18 protein-coding genes are annotated in these 19,014 nt (G+C 65.7%); 11 read left to right on the forward strand and 7 right to left on the reverse strand.

The features are described from left to right. Window positions 1-136: 136 nt before the first annotated feature. The 7 genes from BDOA9_RS28850 to garD all read left to right on the forward strand — a co-directional run bounded on the left by BDOA9_RS28850 (window position 137) and on the right by garD (window position 10,166). Complete coding sequence (locus tag BDOA9_RS28850; protein WP_025037418.1) at window positions 137-1,219, forward strand: lysylphosphatidylglycerol synthase transmembrane domain-containing protein; 1,083 nt, start codon at window positions 137-139, stop codon at window positions 1,217-1,219. 120 nt (window positions 1,220-1,339) lie between these two features. After that, the gene (locus tag BDOA9_RS28855; protein ID WP_025037419.1) at window positions 1,340-3,289 is read left to right on the forward strand and encodes a hypothetical protein; all 1,950 of its coding nucleotides are present in this window, start codon (window positions 1,340-1,342) and stop codon (window positions 3,287-3,289) included. 391 nt (window positions 3,290-3,680) lie between these two features. Further along, window positions 3,681-4,586 (forward strand): LysR substrate-binding domain-containing protein, encoded by a 906-nt coding sequence (locus BDOA9_RS28860; RefSeq protein WP_025037420.1) that lies wholly within the window; start codon window positions 3,681-3,683, stop codon window positions 4,584-4,586. Window positions 4,587-4,709: 123 nt separating this feature from the next. Then, entirely contained in the window at window positions 4,710-5,654 is a 945-nt protein-coding gene (gene kdgD / locus BDOA9_RS28865) for a 5-dehydro-4-deoxyglucarate dehydratase (RefSeq protein ID WP_025037421.1), read from the forward strand. Window positions 5,655-5,678: 24 nt separating this feature from the next. Continuing rightward, window positions 5,679-7,037 (forward strand): glucarate dehydratase, encoded by a 1,359-nt coding sequence (gudD, locus tag BDOA9_RS28870; protein WP_025037422.1) that lies wholly within the window; start codon window positions 5,679-5,681, stop codon window positions 7,035-7,037. 24 nt (window positions 7,038-7,061) lie between these two features. After that, window positions 7,062-8,510: an aldehyde dehydrogenase family protein gene (locus BDOA9_RS28875; RefSeq protein ID WP_025037423.1), complete on the forward strand. Its 1,449-nt coding sequence runs from the start codon at window positions 7,062-7,064 to the stop codon at window positions 8,508-8,510. A 114-nt stretch (window positions 8,511-8,624) separates the two neighbouring features. Continuing rightward, on the forward strand, window positions 8,625-10,166 hold the full coding sequence (garD, locus tag BDOA9_RS28880) for a galactarate dehydratase (protein ID WP_025037424.1): 1,542 nt from the start codon (window positions 8,625-8,627) through the stop codon (window positions 10,164-10,166). A 3-nt stretch (window positions 10,167-10,169) separates the two neighbouring features. Here garD and BDOA9_RS28885 read toward each other — a convergent pair whose 3' ends face one another. Both BDOA9_RS28885 and BDOA9_RS28890 read right to left on the reverse strand, forming a co-directional pair. Continuing rightward, the gene (locus tag BDOA9_RS28885) at window positions 10,170-10,910 is read right to left on the reverse strand and encodes a hypothetical protein (protein WP_025037425.1); all 741 of its coding nucleotides are present in this window, start codon (window positions 10,908-10,910) and stop codon (window positions 10,170-10,172) included. A 4-nt stretch (window positions 10,911-10,914) separates the two neighbouring features. After that, window positions 10,915-11,802 carry a MipA/OmpV family protein gene (locus BDOA9_RS28890; protein ID WP_052363121.1) on the reverse strand — a complete coding sequence of 296 codons (888 nt, stop codon included), beginning with the start codon at window positions 11,800-11,802 and terminating at the stop codon, window positions 10,915-10,917. 351 nt (window positions 11,803-12,153) lie between these two features. Between BDOA9_RS28890 and BDOA9_RS28895 the strand changes: the two genes are divergently transcribed. The 3 genes from BDOA9_RS28895 to BDOA9_RS28905 all read left to right on the forward strand — a co-directional run bounded on the left by BDOA9_RS28895 (window position 12,154) and on the right by BDOA9_RS28905 (window position 14,660). Beyond that, window positions 12,154-12,834: a response regulator transcription factor gene (locus tag BDOA9_RS28895; RefSeq protein WP_025037427.1), complete on the forward strand. Its 681-nt coding sequence runs from the start codon at window positions 12,154-12,156 to the stop codon at window positions 12,832-12,834. After that, entirely contained in the window at window positions 12,831-14,198 is a 1,368-nt protein-coding gene (locus BDOA9_RS28900) for a sensor histidine kinase (RefSeq protein ID WP_025037428.1), read from the forward strand. The genes BDOA9_RS28895 and BDOA9_RS28900 overlap by 4 nt, the downstream gene beginning before the upstream one ends. A 192-nt stretch (window positions 14,199-14,390) precedes the next feature. After that, on the forward strand, window positions 14,391-14,660 hold the full coding sequence (locus tag BDOA9_RS28905) for a hypothetical protein (protein ID WP_025037429.1): 270 nt from the start codon (window positions 14,391-14,393) through the stop codon (window positions 14,658-14,660). Between the two features lie 52 nt (window positions 14,661-14,712). On the opposite strand, the gene BDOA9_RS28910 is transcribed toward BDOA9_RS28905, so the two are convergent. The 3 genes from BDOA9_RS28910 to BDOA9_RS28920 form a co-directional block, all read right to left on the reverse strand. Beyond that, window positions 14,713-15,066 (reverse strand): hypothetical protein, encoded by a 354-nt coding sequence (locus BDOA9_RS28910; RefSeq protein ID WP_025037430.1) that lies wholly within the window; start codon window positions 15,064-15,066, stop codon window positions 14,713-14,715. A gap of 281 nt (window positions 15,067-15,347) precedes the next feature. Then, window positions 15,348-15,941 carry a DUF2147 domain-containing protein gene (locus BDOA9_RS28915; RefSeq protein WP_025037431.1) on the reverse strand — a complete coding sequence of 198 codons (594 nt, stop codon included), beginning with the start codon at window positions 15,939-15,941 and terminating at the stop codon, window positions 15,348-15,350. Between the two features lie 187 nt (window positions 15,942-16,128). Continuing rightward, window positions 16,129-17,157 carry an NAD(P)/FAD-dependent oxidoreductase gene (locus tag BDOA9_RS28920; protein ID WP_025037432.1) on the reverse strand — a complete coding sequence of 343 codons (1,029 nt, stop codon included), beginning with the start codon at window positions 17,155-17,157 and terminating at the stop codon, window positions 16,129-16,131. A 182-nt stretch (window positions 17,158-17,339) separates the two neighbouring features. Here BDOA9_RS28920 and BDOA9_RS28925 point away from each other — a divergent pair, with 182 nt between their 5' ends. Further along, complete coding sequence (locus BDOA9_RS28925; protein WP_025037433.1) at window positions 17,340-17,807, forward strand: acyl-CoA thioesterase; 468 nt, start codon at window positions 17,340-17,342, stop codon at window positions 17,805-17,807. A gap of 60 nt (window positions 17,808-17,867) precedes the next feature. On the opposite strand, the gene BDOA9_RS28930 is transcribed toward BDOA9_RS28925, so the two are convergent. Both BDOA9_RS28930 and BDOA9_RS28935 read right to left on the reverse strand, forming a co-directional pair. Continuing rightward, window positions 17,868-18,188 carry a 2Fe-2S iron-sulfur cluster-binding protein gene (locus BDOA9_RS28930; RefSeq protein ID WP_008143731.1) on the reverse strand — a complete coding sequence of 107 codons (321 nt, stop codon included), beginning with the start codon at window positions 18,186-18,188 and terminating at the stop codon, window positions 17,868-17,870. Window positions 18,189-18,353: 165 nt separating this feature from the next. Continuing rightward, entirely contained in the window at window positions 18,354-18,728 is a 375-nt protein-coding gene (locus BDOA9_RS28935) for an Hpt domain-containing protein (protein WP_025037434.1), read from the reverse strand. Between the last annotated feature and the right edge of the window lie 286 nt (window positions 18,729-19,014).

Genomic DNA, 19,014 nt, shown 5'->3' on the forward strand with positions numbered 1-19,014 from the left:
AGGGCTGCACAAGCCGGTGATTTTGCCTTAAATGAGCTTGATCATGCCTAGCGATCGATGCCTGCCTTTTGGCCGTGATCGCACCCGACCGGCCAATGCCTGGCCCGGTCGGTCTTGCCCCCCGCCGGGAGGATGAATGCACGGACTGCTGCCCGCGCTGAAACGCGGCTTCAAGAGATGGATCGGCTGGCGCCGGCTCGGAGTTGCCGCCAGCATCTTCATCATCGCGTTTGCGATCACCACGCTGGTGCGGACCCTCAAGGGCATCGATACCGGGGTCATCCTGACCGCGTTGACCGAGATTCCCCGCGGCAACATCGGCCTGGCGGCGATCTGCGTCTTCTTCGCGTTCTGTACGCTGACCTTCTACGACTTTTTCGCACTGCGAACGATCGGCAAGAAGCACGTGCCCTATCGCATCGCGGCGCTGTCCAGCTTCACGTCCTATTCGATCGGCCACAACATCGGCGCCACGGTCTTCACCGGCGGCGCGATCCGTTTCCGGATTTATTCAGACTACGGGCTGAACGCGATCGACGTCGCAAAGATCTGCTTCCTGTCGGGCCTGACCTTCTGGCTCGGTAACATCTTCGTGCTCTCGATCGGCATGGCCATCCACCCGGATGCGGCCTCCTCGATGGATCAGCTCCCCTCCTCGCTCAACCGGTTGATCGCCCTCGGCGGCCTCGCATCGATCGGGGCCTATCTGGTCTGGCTCTGCATGGGCGAGAAGCGCCGCGAGCTCGGCCAGAAGGGCTGGAAGGTGGTGCTGCCCTCGGCGCCGCTGACCTTGGTGCAGATCCTGATTGGCGTCGTCGATCTCGGCTTCTGCGCCACGGCGATGTACCTCCTGATGCCCTCCAACCCGCCGATCGACTTCATGTCGCTCGCGGTCGTGTTCATCCTGGCGACCCTGATCGGCTTTGCCAGCCACGCCCCCGGCTCGATCGGCGTGTTCGATGCCGCCATGCTGGTGGCGCTGCCCCAGTTCGGCCGCGAGGAGCTTCTGGCGACGCTGCTGGTGTTCCGTATTCTCTATTTCGTGATTCCGTTCGGGCTTGCCATCTCCATCATGGGCACGCGCGAGCTCTGGATGAATGTGGTCGCGCCGTGGCAGGAGCGGCGGCGGCTGGCGGAAGCCTGCGCGCAGGCCAACCTGCCCAAGGAGGTGACGCCGATGGAGCGCGAACGGCTGCTGCGGCAGGCCAGCAAGCGCTGAGCCGCCAAGGGCCGCCAAAAGCCGTCAATCGCGCCCCCGGAGATCATCAGGCAAAGGTTGCAGGCCGGGGCGCAATCCTCTCTTATTTCCGCCTCAACTTTGCCGTTGAAGACGCGGGCCATGATCACCGTATTCCTTCGCACCCTCTCGGCAGGCGCCGTGCTGCTTGCCGGCATCCTGACTGCTTTGCCCGAGCGCGCCGCCGCGCAGAATGCCGGCGCCATGCAGATCAACTGGGAGGTACGTAACCGCTTCCGGCTATTCCGCGAGGAGCGGGACTTCCTGCTTCACGTCGAGAACGCGCGCAATCGCAGCATCCTGGCCGCCGAACAGTCGCTGGAGCTGCAGAGCGAGGGCCGCGGATGGGCCCGCAACATGGTCAACCGGCTCTGCATCGACCTGCAGGGCCGGGTCAACCAGCCCTGCAACCGCGACAATGTCAAAGAGAACTATATCACGCCGATCGACCATCCCGTGACGGTGCACCTGACCGGCGACGTGCCGGTCGGGGCCACCTGCGCCTGGTCGTTCGATGACGGTGACGGCCCGCAGACCTCGACCTTCGACTGCGCCGAGCCGATCAATCTGCGCGTCCGCTACGGCAAGCAGACGGTTGCAACCGTCGATGTCTCCGCCGGCTCCGATCCAACCCAGCGGGTCCAGACCGAGATCCAGGTCCGCGACATCTTCATCGCAGGTCTCGGCGACAGCATCGCCTCGGGCGAAGGCAATCCGGACCGGCCGCTGGCGCTGTCGGACGAAGGTTTTTGCTTCCGTTCCTATCTCGGCACCGCCGGCGCGCAGTACTACCGGCCGAGCCGCCACGGCTTCAAGGGCGGCCGCGCCTGCGAGGCGCCGGACACGCTCGCCAACTGGCAACGCTACAGCGCGCTCTGGTTCAATGCGCCCTGCCATCGCTCGCTCTACAGCTACCAGGCGCGCACCGCGCTGGCGCTCGCGGTGCGCTACACCCACATCGCCGTGACCTTCCTGCCGCTCGCCTGCACCGGCGCCAGCATCGGTGACGGGCTGCTCGGCTCCCAGCGCGCCCGCGAATGCCCGCCCGGCAAGACCGGCGTCTGCAACACCAGCGTGAATGCGCAAGTCGCCGAGCTGCGGGAAGCCGTCACCGCGGCGAAGAAGCGCCAGCCCGAGCGCACGCTCGATCTCGTGCTGCTCTCGGTCGGCGCCAATGACGTCTATTTCTCCGGCCTCGTCGCCGACGTCATCGTCGACACCGCGACCGAGCGCGCGCTGTTCCGCCGCTCCGGCGTGATGGCGAGCGTCGACGATTCCCGCGATGCGCTCCAGCGCGAGCTGCCGCAGAACTTCGTCAAGCTGCGCGAGGCGCTGAAGCCGCTGGTCGGCGGCGACCTCTCGCACGTGGTCTATGTCTCCTACGCCAATCCTGCGCTCGCCGACGGCGGCGCGCCCTGCCCCGGCGGCCGTGCCGGCTTCGATATCCATCCGGCCTTCAACGCCGATCCGCAGCGCCTCGCCCGCGTATCCGCCTTCGTCGACAGCGAATTCCTGCCGCAGCTGAAGGGGCTCGCCACCTGCACCCGCGGCGCGCTATGCCGCGATCCCGAAGCCGACCGCATGACCTTCGTCGACGCGCACCAGGCCGCGTTCGCCGAGCACGGCTTCTGCGCCCGTTCCGGCAACGATCCCGAATTCGACCGCAGCTGCTTTGCCGCGAACGGCCAGAGCTTCGACCCTGATATCGTCAGCGCGGCGAGCCAGCCGATGCTGTGCGGCCGCGGCGCCTCGGAATACCGCGCCTATCTGCCGCGCGCGCGCTGGATCCGCGACGCCAACGACAGCTATTTCGCCGCCATGACCTATCCGCAGGGCCTGCCGGCGGCGAGCCAGCCGACCGACATCCATGACGCGGCCTGGGGCGTGCTCTCCGCCGTCTATGGCGGCGCGGTACATCCGAGCGCCGAGGGCCACGCCGCGATGGCCGATGCGGCGCTGCCGGCGGCGAGCACCGTGCTCGGTCTCGATGCGGTGCCGCCGAACGTGACACGCGGGTTATTGCCGCAGCTGCTGCCCGGCGCACAGCAGTAGCGGCGAAGGCCAACTCTCTCCTCGCCGTCATTGCGGTGTGCACTTCCCACACACTCACTGTCGTCGCCCGACTTGATCGGGCAGTCTGGAGGCCGTTCCATCAATCCAAAAACGGCATCGATCGATACCCCCTTCAACTTGGACACTTCGCCGCGCGCGCCTCTAGGAGTCGTCTGGAGGAAATGTTCGACTTAAGGGAAGCGCGTGATGGACGCAGTGCTGTCCGCAGCGGACGTGAGGCGGTTTCGCATCAGGTCGTTCCTCCTGAGGGCTCCCACGGGAGCTTGACCAGGCAACTCAACGGCGGCCCGCAAAGCCGCCGTCTTTGTTTTGGGGGTGATCGATGCTAGAAGTGCCGGGGAAACGCCTTATCCATCTAAGGCATGTATCGATGTTCGACCTCAACCAGCTCCGCTGTTTCGTCACGGTGGCGGAGGAATTGCATTTCGGCCGCGCCGCCGCACGGCTCAACATGACGCAGCCGCCGCTGTCCCGGCAGATCCAGGTGCTCGAGCACATCATCGACGCGCCGCTGCTCGAGCGCACCAGCCGATCGGTGCGTCTGACGCCCGCGGGGCGCAGCTTTCTGCCGGAGGCGCGGCGCATCCTCAAGCTTGCCGAAAGCGCCTCGCAAGTCGCCCGCCGCATCGCACTCGGCAAGACCGGCTCGCTGAAGGTCGGCTTCACCGCGGCCGCGGCCTATGGCTTCCTGCCCGAGCTCATCGCCGCATGCCGTGCCAAGCTGCCCGAGGTGGACTTCTCGCTGAAGGAGATGGTGTCGGGCGACCAGTTCGAGGCGCTGGCCTCGGGCCAGATCGACGCCGGGCTGCTGCGGCCGCCGATCGCGCGGCCCGAGCTTGCCAGCCGCCGCGTCGTCGCCGAGCCGCTGCTCGCGGCGATCCCGAAGAAGCATCCGCTGGCGAATGCCGAGGGCATCACCATCAAGGATTTCGACGACCAGCCCTTCGTGATGTATTCGCCCTATGAGAGCCGCTACTTCCACGACCTCCTGGTGGCCCTCTTCACCCGTGCCGACGTGCTGCCGCGCTACGTCCAGCATCTCAGCCAGATCCACTCGATCCTCGCGATGGTGCGCGCCGGCCTCGGCCTCGCCATCGTACCGGCGGCCGCGGCGAGCCTGAAGATCTCCGACGTCCGCCTGCGGCCGCTGAAGCTGCGCACCCGCGTGCCGGTCGAGCTGTTCATGGTGTGGCGGCGCGAGGACGAGAACCCGCTGCTGTCGGCGCTGGTCAGGATCGCCGGCGAATTGTCCTCCGCGGAGCTGGCGGAGGATTGATGCTCAATCCGCATCGGTCGATATAGGCTTTGGCTTGGACGCGCATCGAACGGTTGCCTAAACCACGGCGCATGGACGCGCGGCCTCTGCTTGCGTCCGCCGCAACACGACAAGGGAGCGCGCATGAGCAAGATGACCCCGCAGGAGATGGCCCAGAAGATCGGATCGGGCCTCCTGTCCTTCCCCGTCACGCCGTTCAGGGCGGACTATTCCTTCGACGAGGCGACCTATCGCGCCAACATGGACTGGCTGTGCGGTTATGACGTCGCAGGTCTGTTCGCCGCCGGCGGCACCGGCGAGTTCTTCTCGCTAACGCCGTCAGAGGTTCCGCAAGTCGTGAAGGTCGCCGTCGACGAGACCAAGGGCCGCGTGCCCGTGCTCGCCGGCACCGGCTACGGCACCGCGATCGCCCGCGAGATCGCCATCGGTGCGGAAAAGGCCGGCGCCGACGGCCTGTTGCTGCTGCCGCCCTACCTCACCCATTCCGAGCAGGAAGGCCTTGCCGCCCATGTCGAGGCGGTCTGCGCCTCGGTCAAGATCGGGGTCATCGTCTACAACCGCGACAACGCCATCCTCCAGCCCGACACGCTCGCGCGCCTTGCCGAGCGCTGCCCGAACCTCGTCGGCTACAAGGACGGCATCGGCGACATCGAGCTGATGACCCGCGTCTACACCAGACTCGGAGACCGCCTCACCTATGTCGGCGGCCTGCCGACCGCCGAGACCTTCGCGCTGCCCTACCTCGACATGGGCGTGACGACCTATTCCTCGGCCGTGTTCAACTTCGTGCCGGAATTCGCCACCAGCTTCTACGCCGCGGTGCGCAAGCGCGACCACGCCACGATCCAGGCCGGCCTGAAGGATTTCATCCTGCCGCTGATTGCGATCCGCAACCGCAAGAAGGGTTACGCGGTCTCGATCATCAAGGCCGGCATGAAGGTGATCGGCCGCGATTCCGGCCCGGTCCGTCCGCCGCTGACCGATCTCACCGAGCAGGAGATGGCGGAGCTGACCGCGCTGGTGCAGAAGCTGCCCGCCGCACGATCGTCACAACAGGCTGCAGAATAACAAGACAACAGGGAGGAGCGCGCGATGGCCCAGACCGAGATTGCCGGCGCGTCAGTCGCCGGTGCACCTGTCGTCACCGCGATGCAGGTGATCCCGGTCGCGGGCCGCGACAGCATGCTCCTCAACCTCAGCGGCGCGCATGCGCCGTTCTTCACCCGCAACATCGTCATCCTCACCGACAATGCCGGCCACACCGGCGTCGGCGAGGTCCCGGGCGGGCAGAAGATCTGGCAGACGCTGCAGGACGCGCGCGACCTCGTGATCGGCAAGACCGTCGGCGCGATGAACAACATCCTCGCCGATATCCGCACCGCCTTCGCCGACCGCGACGCCGGCGGCCGCGGCAAGCAGACTTTTGATCTTCGCGTGATGATTCATGCGGTCACCGCCATTGAATCCGCGTTGCTCGACTTGCTCGGCCAGCATCTTGGTCTTCCTGTCGCAGCACTGCTCGGCGAGGGCCAGCAACGCACCAGCGTCGAGACGCTCGGCTACCTCTTCTTCGTCGGCGACCGGCGCAAGTCGAAGCTCGACTACGTCACCGGCGAGACCGGCAAGCCCGACTGGTTCAATCTCCGCCACCAGGAGGCGATGACGCCCGAGGCCGTGGTGCGGCTCGCGGAGGCGACCCACGACCATTACGGCTTCGCCGACTTCAAGCTCAAGGGCGGCGTGCTCCGCGGCGAGCACGAGATCGAGGCGGTGACGGCCATCGCAAAGCGTTTCCCGAACGCACGCGTGACGCTCGACCCGAACGGTGCCTGGTCGCTGGATGAAGCGATCAGCCTCTGCAAGAACATGCATGGCATCCTCGCCTATGCCGAGGATCCCTGCGGCGCCGAGGCCGGCTTCTCCGGCCGCGAGATCATGGCCGAGTTCCGCCGTGCAACTAGCCTGCCGACGGCTACCAACATGATTGCGACGGACTGGCGGCAGCTCTCCCATGCGCTGCGGCTCGGGGCGGTGGACATCCCGCTGGCCGATCCCCATTTCTGGACGATGCAAGGCTCGGTGCGCGTGGCCCAGACCTGCCGCGACAACGGCCTGACCTGGGGCTCGCACTCCAACAACCATTTCGACATCTCACTCGCCATGTTCACCCATGTCGGCGCCGCCGCCCCGGGGAAGGTCACCGCGATCGATACCCACTGGATCTGGCAGGACGGCCAGGCGCTGACGAAAGAGCCGCTCCGGATCAGGGGCGGCAAGATCGCCGTCCCTGATAGCCCGGGCCTGGGCATCGAGATCGACCGCGCCGCCATCGAGGCCGCGCACGAGCTCTACAAGAAGCATGGACTTGGGGGGCGGGATGACGCTATGGCCATGCAGGACCTGATCCCCGGCTGGACGTTTGACGACAAGCGTCCCTGCCTCGTGCGTTAGAAACGTTCCCCTGGAGGAAAAAAGATGACAGCGATCCTGAAGAACTTCATCGGCGGCGAATGGGTCGACGGCTCCGGCGTCACCAGGAACATCAACCCCTCCAACACCAACGATCTCGTCGGCGAATACGCCAAGGCCGACAAGGCGCAGACCGAGAAGGCGATCGCCGCCGCCAAGGCCGCCTTCCCCGCCTGGTCGCAGTCGACCCCGCAGGCGCGCTTCGATGCACTCAACAAGATTTCGCTCGAGATCCTCGCCCGCAAGGAAGAGCTCGGCCGCCTGCTCGCCCGCGAAGAAGGCAAGACCCTTCCCGAGGGCATCGGCGAGGTCGCCCGCGCCGGCCAGATCTTCGCGTTCTTCGCCGGCGAAGCGCTGCGCCTGATCGGCGAGAAGGGCGCCTCTGTCCGCCCCGGCCTTGAGGTCGAGATCACCCGCGAGCCGGTCGGCGTCGTCGGCATGATCACGCCCTGGAATTTCCCGATCGCGATTCCCGCCTGGAAGATTGCGCCGGCGCTCTGCTACGGCAACACGGTGGTGTTCAAGCCGGCCGAGCTGGTGCCGGGCTCGGGCCACGCGCTCGCTGAGATCATCACCCGCTCCGGCATTCCCGCCGGCGTGTTCAACCTCGTCGTCGGCTCCGGCTCGGTGGTCGGCCAGACCCTGCTCGAGCATCCGGACGTCGCCGCGATCTCCTTCACCGGCTCGGTGCAAACGGGACGCAAGATCGCGCAGGCCTGCGTGCTCTCGAACCCCATGAAGAAGTTCCAGCTCGAGATGGGCGGCAAGAACCCGCTGGTCGTGCTCGACGACGCCGACCTCAAGACCGCCGTCGAGGTCGCCGTCAACGGCGCCTATTTCTCGACCGGCCAGCGCTGCACCGCCTCCTCGCGCCTGATCGTCACGGAAGGCATCCACGACCGCTTCGTCGCGGCCGTGGCCGAGCGCCTGAACAGCCTGTCGGTGGACGATGCGCTCAAGGCCGGCGTGCATATCGGCCCCGTGGTCGACCAGAACCAGCTCGATCAGGACCTGCGCTACATCAAGATCGGCCAGGACGAAGGCGCCAAGCTCGCCTTCGGCGGCGAGCTGCTGAAGCGCGAGAACCCCGGCCACTATCTCCAGCCGGCGCTGTTCACCGAGGCCAACAACAACATGCGCATCGCGCGCGAGGAGATTTTTGGCCCGGTTGCGGCCGTCATTCGCGCCAAGAATTACGACGAGGCGCTCGCGATCTCCAACGACACCGAGTTCGGCCTCGCCTCCGGCATCTGCACCACCAGCCTGAAATACGCCTCGCACTACAAGCGCAACAGCGAGTCCGGCATGGTGATGGTCAATCTGCCGACCGCCGGCGTCGACTACCACGTGCCGTTCGGCGGCCGGAAGGGATCGAGCTACGGCGCCCGCGAGCAGGGCTCCTACGCGCGCGAGTTCTACACCACGGTGAAGACGGCTTATACGTTCCCGGGCTGAGACATCGTAGGGTGGGCAAAGCGAAGCGTGCCCACCACCTGCGCATGACGTGAAGAATGGTGGGCACGGCGCGTTGCGCCTTTGCCCACCCTACGATTTCGGAGGCAAGCGCAGATGGACCAGGACGTCGCCGCCAAAGAGCAGCCGCGCTACATCAAGCTCAATGAGCGCGACAATGTCGCGATCGTCGTCAATGATTTCGGGCTTCCCGCCGGCGCGCGCTTCGCCAGCGGCCTGACGCTGCGCGCCTTCGTCCCGCAGGGACACAAGACCGCGCTGGTCGACGTCGCGGAAGGCGAGCCGATCATCCGCTATGGCGAGATCATCGGCTACGCGCTGAAGCCGATCCTGGCCGGCGAATGGGTGGACGAGGCGCGCATCCGCATGCCGGAGGCCCCTGCCCTCGACAAGCTCGAAATCTCCACCGCCGTCCCCGCGCCGCTGCCGCCGCTCGAAGGCTTCACCTTCGAGGGCTACCGCAATCCGGATGGTTCGGTCGGCACGAAGAATATTCTGGGCATCTCCTCCTCCGTGCAATGCGTCAAGGGCACGATGGAATATGCGGTCAAGCGCATTCGCGCCGAGCTGCTGCCGAAATATCCCAACGTGGATGACGTCGTGCCGTTGACGCACGCCTATGGCTGCGGCGTCGCCATCTCCGCGCCCGACGCCGTCGTGCCGATCCGCACCCTGCAGAACCTCGCGCTCAACCCGAATTTCGGCGGCGAGATTCTGGTGGTCGGCCTCGGCTGCGAGAAGCTCGCGCCGGAACGCCTGGTGCCGGAAGGCGTGAACGACGCCATCGTGCGCATGCAGGACGAAGCCTTCGATGGCTTTGGCGCCATCGTCGAGGCCATCATGACCCAGGCCGAGGCGCGGTTGAAGGTTCTCAACACCCGCAAGCGCGAGACCTGCCCCGCCTCCGACCTCGTCATCGGCCTGCAATGCGGCGGCAGCGATGCCTTCTCCGGCGTCACCGCCAATCCCGCCGTCGGCTTCGCCGCGGACCTCCTGGTACGCGCCGGCGCGACCGTGATGTTCTCGGAAGTCACCGAGGTGCGCGACGCCATCCAGCTGCTCACCCGCCGCGCCATCAACGAGGACGTCGGCCGCGCGCTGGTGCGCGAGATGGCCTGGTACGATTCCTATCTGGCCCGCGGCGGCGCCGACCGCAGCGCCAACACCACGCCCGGCAACAAGAAGGGCGGCCTTGCCAACATCGTCGAGAAATCGCTCGGCTCGATCGTCAAGTCCGGCTCGAGCGCGATTGCCGGCGTGCTCTCGCCCGGCGAGAAGGCGACGCAAAAGGGCATGCTGTTCGCGGCGACGCCGGCAAGCGACTTCATCTGCGGCACGCTGCAGCTCGCCTCCGGCATGACATTGCAAGTGTTCACCACCGGCCGCGGCACGCCCTATGGCCTTGCGGCTGCACCGGTGATCAAGGTCGCAACGCGCAGCGAGCTCGCGCGGCGCTGGAAGGACCTGATCGACTTCGACGCCGGCAAGATCGCAACCGGCGAGAAGACCATCGAGGAGACCGGCTGGGACCTGTTCCGCCTCATCCTCGACGTCGCCTCCGGCCGCACCAAGCCGTGGTCGGATCGCTGGGGCATCCACAACGACCTCACATTGTTCAATCCCGCACCGGTGACCTGAGGGTCATTGACCGTCAATCAGGTGCATATCGCCCAGCGTGAGCGGCAGGCTGCGCATGATCAGGTCCGCGATCGCCGCGCGCAACCGTTCCCCTGAAGCCGGACCGCCAAACGTCTCGTCGACCGGTCCGCTCGGGCCGGCAATCCGCACGGTCCCGGTATTGTCGAGCGGCGCAGCCGCCCGCTTCTCGATCACGTCGAACGTCTTGCCGTCGATGACGCGAACTTCGTACAGCGCGTGGATCAGGCCATAATCGGCCAGCAGCGTCCGATATTCGGCGAGCCCGACACCCTCGACGTTGCGTCCATTGCCGAGCTTCGATCTCGCGCGGGTGATGACGATGTATGCGTCCAACCCCTGCGGCGCGATATCGCTGCGAACCAATTCCTTGAACGGATCGCTGCGCAGGAGGTTGACGGGCGCAACCGCCGAATCCCTGACGGCAGCGAACGCGGCGCGCCTGTAATTCACCGGCTGCACGCGAAAGCGTCCGCTCAAGAGTCTCGTCGCCTGCTGGACGATCAGCTCGTCCAGCCCCCATGCGCTGATCGAGGCGCTTTGCGCGGCGTCGCCGAGCCCGGTCAGGCCGGCTCGCGTCAGGCTCATCTCCTCGCCGATCGCCGAGATGATGCCGACGGTCTTGATCGCCTGAAGCCGGCTCGCGCGCGTCTCGAACGCCGCGGCGGCGCCGAGGGCGATGCAAGCGGCAGCGAGGCCAACCCACAGAAAAGCAATGCGGCGCATGGGCTCATCGAATCCTGAAATCGAACGAATAGGACGCCCCGACACCAACGGTGGTCTGGTTCGACGATCCCCGCAGCTTCACCAGCAGGCTGTCCGCGGCGTCACCGAGCAGCTTCTCGTACTCGACATAGGCGTGAACCTCCCACTGCGGATTGATGCGATAGGAGATCTGGCTGCCGAAGCCGACCGAGTGCGCGCCGCCTCTGGCATCGTAGACCGGCAATCCCGACGCCAGCGCCTGCGTGGCGGTGACGCCGAAATACGGCGCGGTCGCGTTGGTGCTCTTCCAGGTGAAGCGCGGGCCGGCCGAGATCGTGAGCCGTTGGATCAGCGGCACGATGACGTCGGCGGAGACGTCGGCGACCGTGCCGGTATGGCCGCCTACGCCCTGACGCAGCTCGCTGCGCAGGCGCAGCCAGTCGACCGGATAATATTCGACGAAACCACCGAGCTCGTATGCAGCGTCGACATTGCCGAGGCCGGTCAGCTCCGCATATTTGTCGCTCTTGCGCGACGAGACGTATTTGAACGCGGGACCCGCGCGAAAATTGCCGACATCGAGCAACGCGATGCTGGCGCTGTCGCGGGGCCCGCGAAACTGGTCGATCGATCCGGCACGGCGGATGGTGAAGATCGGGATCGGACGAAACTTGCCGTTCTTCGATCCGACGAAATCAGGCATGTATTCGCCGCCGATGCCGACCATGACGGTCCAGTTTCCGGACGGCGACGGCAGCATCGGCAGCTCGAATGGCGGCGCTGGCAGCGTGAACGCGGTCTGCGCCGATGCGGATTGCGCAATCGCCATGATCGCACCGAGTGCAGCGAGACAGGCGGTCGTCCGCCGCGCCTTCACCGTGAGGCGGAGAGCGGCTTCGTCGATATGCTTCATTTCAGGGCCCCGGACCGGCCTTCCTGGCCGCGTCGACTGGTGTGGTTAGGAGCCCAGCATGTGGTCCGGCAAAATTGCCCCAAGATTGCAAGACGCAATCCGCGCTCCCCGGGACATGTACAGCGGACGGCCAGGCCGTCGCCGCCGGATCAACATTGCCCGAACATTGCCGGGCTTCCGTCACGGCGCAAAACTTGACGGACCGTGCCCGCGCGCGCTCGCGTTCCTGCCTTTGATTCGCCAAGCTCGCTGCCTTTATGGGAACCCTGCGCAGGAGCCGAAGCGCCAGACATCGGCCAGGGAGCGTGACGCTCGGGGTTCTGTCGCCCAGCAGAGTCAAGGACGACCCGCGTGCGTTCCCTCGTGATCGAAGACGAACCGCAGATCGGCGCTTATGTCAGCCGTCTGCTCGGGCAATTGCACGGCATCGTCGACCTCGTCGGCTCGATCGCCGATGCGCGCCAGGCGCTGGATAATTTCAAATATGATCTCGCGATCGTCGACCGGATGCTGCCGGACGGCGATGCGCTCCAGGTGGTCACGGCGCTGAACCAATCGCCCGACCGGCCCGCGATCATCATGCTGACCTCGAAGGACGCCAAGGAAGACGTCGTCGAGGGCCTCAACGGCGGCGCCGACGACTATCTCGGCAAGCCGTTCGAGCCGCAGGAGCTGCTTGCGCGGGTGCGCGCGGTGCTGCGCCGCCCCCGGCTGCTCGCCCCATCCGTGCTGTCGCTCGGCAATGTCGAGCTGCATCTCGGCAGCAACGAGGCCGTGGTCGCCGACACCAGGATCCTGCTGCGGCGGCGCGAGGCACTGATCCTGGGGGCGCTGCTGATGCGACGCGACCGCGTCATCACCCGCGCCGCCCTGATCGAGGAGATCTACGGTTTCGACGACGAGATCGAGTCCAACACGCTCGAAGCGCAGGTCTCGCGCCTGAGGAAGAAGCTCGCCGAGCTCGGCGGCGACGTCGAGATCCGCAGCATGCGAGGCATCGGCTACATCCTGCGGCTGGCGACACCGCGATGACGTCGATCGCCCGGACCTTTGCAATTTCGCTGGGCATCGCCGCGACGACGATCTTCTTGATCATGGTCTCGATCTTCGTCTCGAGGTACCCGCTGGAGGAACGCGAGTTCAGAGCCTGCCGGGTCGTGGCTGCCGTTCTCGATCGTGCCACGGATATCGATGGGCAAAACCTGACGATACGTCGGACTTCTGCCCTGGAGGAATTGAAGGCGGACAGTCCCAACCTCTGGTACGTCGTGTCCGTGGGCGATCTCGTCAGCGAGTACGGTGGTGAGCACCGGCCGCCTCTCCCCTTCGCCTTTCCCTATCGCGGGCCGGTCGGCCTGTCCGTCTTCAGCACACACGACCAAAAGAGCACGTTCTGTCTCGCCGTTGCGCAACGGGGCTCCTTGCGGCTCACGACGATGGTCGGTGAGCCGCAGGTCCGCTTCGGACGAATGGCCGGGAACTTCCTTATCAACAGGATCTTCTCGATCACCCTGGTGGCGCTGGCCTTTGCGGCGACCGTCGCCATCGGTTCAGCGCTTGCTGCACGTTTCGTCTCGCGCGGCATCGAACGGGTGGCACGCCGCGCGCTCGCGATCGATCCGTCGGCGCCGCAAGGTTTGATATCGCTGTCCGAGGTCCCTCGCGAATTGAAGCCGCTGGTCGAGGCGCTGAACCGCGCCTTCGGCGAGATCGACGCCTATATCAGGATGCAGCGCCGCTTTCTCGGCAATGCCGCCCATCAGCTCCGCACGCCGCTGACGCTGCTGCGCGCCAAGATCGAGGACGTGCCCGATCCGGCCCTGAAGGCCGAGCTGGTGCGCGACGTCCGCCGGCTGACCTCACTGGTCTCGGCCATGCTGGACCTGGCGCGGCTGCAAAATCATGCGATCGAGAAGCGCCCGATCGATCTCGCCCGGATCACGCTGGACGTGCTGGCCGATTTTAGCCCCTCGGCGCTGGATGCGGGCATCGAGCTTGCGCTGGAGCAGGACGAGAAAGGTCCATTCGTGGTGCAGGGGGTCGACGCTGCGATCCGCAGTGCGCTCGCCAATCTCGTCGGCAACGCGCTCATCCACGCCCATGGCGCGCGGCGCATCGTCGCCACGCTCGGCCGCGCCGGCGTCTCGATTCACGATGACGGCGCGGGCCTGCCCTCCGGCACCGAACACGGTCTGACCGAGCCGTTTCAGACGGGCAGCGCCACGCGCGATGGCGCGGGCCTTGGCCTGTCGATCGTGCGCGAGATCATGGCCGCCCACGGCGGCGAATTGATCATGTCCTCCGCGCCCGGCTGCGGCACGACGATGAGCCTGCGCTTTCCCGAAAGCACCGCCCCCGTCAAATCGCCGCAGCTCGATCTGCAACAGCAGCACTGAACGAGGCGCGTCGGCTGTTCCGGGAAACCGTCCTGAAACATTGGCGCGGAAAACTTCGTCCGCGTTTCGTGCTTGCGCACCACGCAACCATTATCTGCGCCGCAGGCGATGAGAATGTTCGCGCACGAGCGAACCTGCCGCGGCACCGCCGCGACCAAACCTCCGATTGACATCTTCCACGGAGATTTTTCAATGCGCGTTCTCTCGATGATTGCCGTTGCCGGCGCCATGATTGCGAGCTCGGCCGCCGCGCTCGCCGGCGAGCTTCCCTCTTACGAAGTGAGGTCGTTTCCGATCACGGCGACGCAGGTTCAGGTGCTCGGCGGCGCCGGCGTCGAGGAGCAGTCGACAAGCCCTGCGATGATCGTCGCCGGCATGCCGGCCTCACCGTCGCAGGTCTCCGTGCTGTCGCCACGGATCAAGCAGCTCGCGAGCGCGGGTTCGAATAACCAGGCGCGCTAAGCTTCGCGTTATCGTTCCGGTTCGGCGCTCCGCGCCGGCCGGAATGGCGCGCCTACGTCATGCTGCCCGGCATGAAGCAGCGCACGCGCGGATGGCCGTCGACATAGTGCTTCCACACCATGGTGCGGCCGATCTTGTTCGGCACAGTGAGCACGGCGCCGTCGGGCACCACGACCCACTCCTCGTCGATGCGCACGCGGTAGCGGCCGCGATCGGACTCCCAATCGACGTCGGCAATGACGTAGCCGTCGGCATCCGAGCAGCATTGCCCGAATTCGCTACGCAGACTCTCGAACCAGGGTTTCAGGGGCGAGTTGGCGAAGCGGCCGTCGTCGCGCGCCAGCGCCGAATGCGTCAGAACCGTCAGCCCCAGCAGCACGGCGGCACACTGTCTTGCAGGTCTCATGTGGTCTCCGCGGTCGAAGTGATCGCCGCGGGGCAAACGCTGCCGTCCGCCCGCCACATGGTGCGCGGCAGGCGTGGAGACGGCGACTCGCTCCCCCAGCAGCTTTGCCGACAGCTATGCAAATCCGGCGCCAGCGTGCATTCCGGGGAACTACTGGAGCGGGCCCGAGGCGCGCCCGCCCTTCGGCGAAGGTGGCCGCACAGGCTGGAGACCCAGTGGCGGGGAAGGCCCCTGCGCCACGCGAGAGCTATTGAGACCGCGCAGCGCGCGGCCCAGCGCCCTTACTGCTTCGCCGGCGCCATCATCGCGCCGCCCTTCTTCGCCGCGGGCGCCGGCTGCTTGGCGGCAGCTGCCTGCGCGGGCAGGTATTTTGCGACGATCGCCGGATCGACCTGCGCGATGTTGGCATCGGGCAGGCGCGTCCAGGTCTCGTCCTTGCCGAGCAGCGCGATGCCGAGATAGCCGCGCAGCGTCAGGGTCTGACCGTCCGGGCTGACCCGCATGTTGGCCTTCCAGATCTGGCCGTCGCGCGGATTGAGCACGTTGCCGCCTTCGTATTTCAATCCTTCGCGCTTCATGTCGCGGACGAACGAAATGCCGAGCACCGGCGCGTTCTTGCGATCGTCGGTGCACTTGGAGCAGACCTCGTTCGGATTGTCGGTCGGCCGCGGGAAGGTCTTGGCGATCACGCCTTCGAAGACGCCGCCCCGATCGATGAAGAGAAACCATCCGACCGTCTTGCCGTCTTCGACCTTCTGCCAGAGGCCCGCCGCCGTGGGCTCGGCGGTCTGCGCCGCGCACGGCGTCACGATCGCCAGCGACAATGCGAGTGCGACGACGGAGAGCAGCCGAAAGCTGGAACGAAGAGTCCGCATTATCATCACCTTGCTGAGCCAATCACCTTTGCTGAGCCAAGACTTCTGAGCCAAGACTTCGCAGAGCCAAACTTTGCTAAGCCAAAAACCTGGCCAAGCCTACGACCGGAATGGCCGCAGACTAAGGCGATTTCGCGAAAGGTTCCAGCACCAGAAACATGGGGCATCGCCGCCCCGGTCTGTTCCGTCAGCTGACACCGAGCTTCTTTTGCAGGCTGGAGGACGAGGTCGTGTATTGGAACACGAGCCGCTTCTCCGGATAGACGTAGCGATGGGCTTTTTGCGACATCAGCGCGCCCTCGTGGAAGCCGCACAGGATCAACTTGATCTTGCCGGGGTAGGTGTTGATGTCGCCGATCGCGAAGATGCCCGGCACGTTGGTCTCGAACGCGGAGGTCTCGACCGGCACCAGATTGTTCTCCAGCGCAATGCCCCAGTTCGCGACCGGGCCGAGCTTCATGGTCAGCCCGAAGAACGGCAGCATGGTGTCGCAGGCGACCTCCGTGATGCTGTTGTCGTTGCCCTTGACGGTCGCGCCGGTGAGCTTGCCGTCGGCGCCGGAGAGCGCGGTGACCTGGCCGAGCCGCAGATCCATCTTGCCGCCGGCAACCAGCGCGCGCATCTGCTCGACGCTGTGGGGCGCTGCGCGAAACTCGTCGCGCCGATGCAGCAGCGTGATGCGCTTCGCGACCGGATGCAGGTTGAGCGTCCAGTCCAGCGCGGAATCGCCGCCGCCGACGATCAGCACGTTCTTGTCGCGGAAATTCTCCATCTTGCGCACCGCGTAGTGCACCGAGGTGCCTTCATAGGCCTCGATGCCCGGCACCGGCGGGCGCTTCGGCTGGAACGAGCCGCCGCCGGCCGCGATCACCACCACCTTGCATTCGAACACCTTGCCGGCATCGGTGGTGCAGCGAAACAGGGGATCGCCGATCTTCTCCACCGTCTCGACCATCTCGCCGAGATGGAAGGTCGGATGGAACGGCTTGATCTGCTCCATCAGCGCATCGGTCAGCCCCTGCCCCGACACCTGCGGAATGCCGGGAATGTCGTAGATCGGCTTTTCCGGATAGAGCTCGGCACACTGGCCGCCGACCTTGTCGAGGATGTCGACGAAATGCGCCTTCATGTCGAGAAGGCCGAGCTCGAAGGCGGCGAACAGACCGCACGGGCCGGCGCCAATAATCAGCACATCGGTTTTGATCACGTCGCTCATGTCGTCTCTTTATCGGTAATTATCGGTTGGACGGCGCCCGTTGGGCAGAGGTGACTCTGCCTGTCTAGCCAACGGGGATGGAACAGGGAAGGCATAAAAGCGGGATCGCCCCGCAGCCGCGCCCCCTTGCCGGGCCAAAATAACTGAGCTGTAACGAGGATGGATATGACGGAGATCAATCGGTGAACGCACCAGCCCGCCTCGACACGACCCCGCGCCTCGAGGACTTTCCGTTTCGCCTCAGCGACAACGTCCGGTTCGGCGACCTCGACCCGAACCAGCACGTCAACAACGCGGTCTACGCCACCTATTTCGAGACCGGCCGCGTCACGCTGATGAAGCTTCCCGAATACGGGCTGACCCCGCCGGGTCTCGCCTGGATCATGGTGCGGCTCGACATGCATTTTCGCGCCGAGCTGCACTGGCCCAATACGATCGAGCTCGGCCTCGGCGTGGTCAAGCTCGGGCGAACGTCGGTGACATTCGAGCAGGTCGTGTTCTCGAACGGCACCTGCATTGCGTCGGCGACGTCGGTCGGCGTCCTGCTCGACGAGGCCACACGGCGACCCGCGCCGCTGACCGCAGAGGTGATCGAGAAGCTCAGACCCTGGCACAAGCGCGGCATCGAGGTCGCGCCGCCGAGCATCTAGTCGACTTGGATTAGTGGACTTTGGATTGGTCTACCTGGACAGCCTCCTACTTGGAGACCATCAGGCCTGGCGCTCGGGCGTCGCGACGACGAGACCGTCGAGCTCGTCGGAGACCTTGATCTGGCAAGACAGGCGCGAATTCGGACGCACGTCGAAGCCGAAGTCGAGCATGTCCTCTTCCATCGGCGTCGGGCTGCCGACCTTCTCGCGCCAGGCTTCGTCGACATAGACATGGCAGGTCGCGCAGGCGCAGGCGCCGCCGCATTCGGCCTCGATGCCGGGAATGCTGTTGCGGATCGCAGCTTCCATCACGGTTGCGCCGTTCTCGATTTCCACCGTGCGGGTCTCGCCCTTGTGGTCGACAAAGTGAATCTTGGCCATGTGTGCTCGTGCTGCCGCGGTGCTTATGAATGAAGGAGGGTCCCGCTGTCCTATAACGGGTCGGTCAGCCCGGCGCCATAGCGTTTTGTTGCGAATCGAATCCCGTTTTGCGGGAAGAAAACGCGTCAAAACAAGCGACTAGAGCCCGGCTGCGGCCGTATCGGCTCAACGCTTCAGCATCGCCGCGATGGCGGCCCGGGCCTCGGCCACCGCCTCCTTCAGCGCGGCCAAGGCATGGGGCCGGCCATGACCGGTCCGGACCGCAGTCTCCAGGCCGGCTGCGGCATCGGCCACCGCAAAGGCGCCGATCCCGCGCGCCGAGCCCTTGAGCTTGTGCGCGAGGGCGCCGGTCTCGGCCGGCAATGCCGTCATCGCCGCGAGCAGACCGGCCGCCTGCTCTGCGAACATGGCCAGCACTTCCTGCTCCAGCTCGGCGTCGCCGAGCGTCATCCGGGAGAGGTGATCGAGGTCGAGCGGGCTGTCGATCGGCGCAAGCGGGGGCGAAGGCATCCAGTCCATCCGTTGCAGTTCAGGCGTCATGGCGCAGGCCCCGGCATCGCGCGACAGCCGCCGGTCCGGCGGTCGAGTTCCGCTCACCCAAGCATGGAAATGGTTAACGAAATGTTGGGGGGATTTGACGCAGATCCGCCGGTTTATTGACGAAAAGTTGCCATAATCGGCCGAGTCCGGTGGAGAATTGCATTGATTGCTAAGGCGTTACGGCGCGATCCTGTTAACGATGATTAAGAATGTCTTAATCGCGGGCATTTCATTCGCGACGCTCTGCCAATAGGATGTTGCAGAAATTGGCGGACAAGCCGTTCGG

It is taken from the genome of Bradyrhizobium sp. DOA9 (assembly GCF_000617845.2).
Taxonomy (GTDB): domain Bacteria; phylum Pseudomonadota; class Alphaproteobacteria; order Rhizobiales; family Xanthobacteraceae; genus Bradyrhizobium.

Coding starts and splice junctions, on each gene's coding strand:
- BDOA9_RS28850 (WP_025037418.1), top strand. CDS start 137: ATGCACGGACTGCTGCCCGCGCTGAAACGCGGCTTCAAGAGATGGATC.
- BDOA9_RS28855 (WP_025037419.1), top strand. CDS start 1,340: ATGATCACCGTATTCCTTCGCACCCTCTCGGCAGGCGCCGTGCTGCTT.
- BDOA9_RS28860 (WP_025037420.1), top strand. CDS start 3,681: ATGTTCGACCTCAACCAGCTCCGCTGTTTCGTCACGGTGGCGGAGGAA.
- kdgD (WP_025037421.1), top strand. CDS start 4,710: ATGAGCAAGATGACCCCGCAGGAGATGGCCCAGAAGATCGGATCGGGC.
- gudD (WP_025037422.1), top strand. CDS start 5,679: ATGGCCCAGACCGAGATTGCCGGCGCGTCAGTCGCCGGTGCACCTGTC.
- BDOA9_RS28875 (WP_025037423.1), top strand. CDS start 7,062: ATGACAGCGATCCTGAAGAACTTCATCGGCGGCGAATGGGTCGACGGC.
- garD (WP_025037424.1), top strand. CDS start 8,625: ATGGACCAGGACGTCGCCGCCAAAGAGCAGCCGCGCTACATCAAGCTC.
- BDOA9_RS28885 (WP_025037425.1), bottom strand. CDS start 10,910: ATGCGCCGCATTGCTTTTCTGTGGGTTGGCCTCGCTGCCGCTTGCATC.
- BDOA9_RS28890 (WP_052363121.1), bottom strand. CDS start 11,802: ATGAAGCATATCGACGAAGCCGCTCTCCGCCTCACGGTGAAGGCGCGG.
- BDOA9_RS28900 (WP_025037428.1), top strand. CDS start 12,831: ATGACGTCGATCGCCCGGACCTTTGCAATTTCGCTGGGCATCGCCGCG.
- BDOA9_RS28905 (WP_025037429.1), top strand. CDS start 14,391: ATGCGCGTTCTCTCGATGATTGCCGTTGCCGGCGCCATGATTGCGAGC.
- BDOA9_RS28910 (WP_025037430.1), bottom strand. CDS start 15,066: ATGAGACCTGCAAGACAGTGTGCCGCCGTGCTGCTGGGGCTGACGGTT.
- BDOA9_RS28915 (WP_025037431.1), bottom strand. CDS start 15,941: ATGCGGACTCTTCGTTCCAGCTTTCGGCTGCTCTCCGTCGTCGCACTC.
- BDOA9_RS28920 (WP_025037432.1), bottom strand. CDS start 17,157: ATGAGCGACGTGATCAAAACCGATGTGCTGATTATTGGCGCCGGCCCG.
- BDOA9_RS28930 (WP_008143731.1), bottom strand. CDS start 18,188: ATGGCCAAGATTCACTTTGTCGACCACAAGGGCGAGACCCGCACGGTG.
- BDOA9_RS28935 (WP_025037434.1), bottom strand. CDS start 18,728: ATGACGCCTGAACTGCAACGGATGGACTGGATGCCTTCGCCCCCGCTT.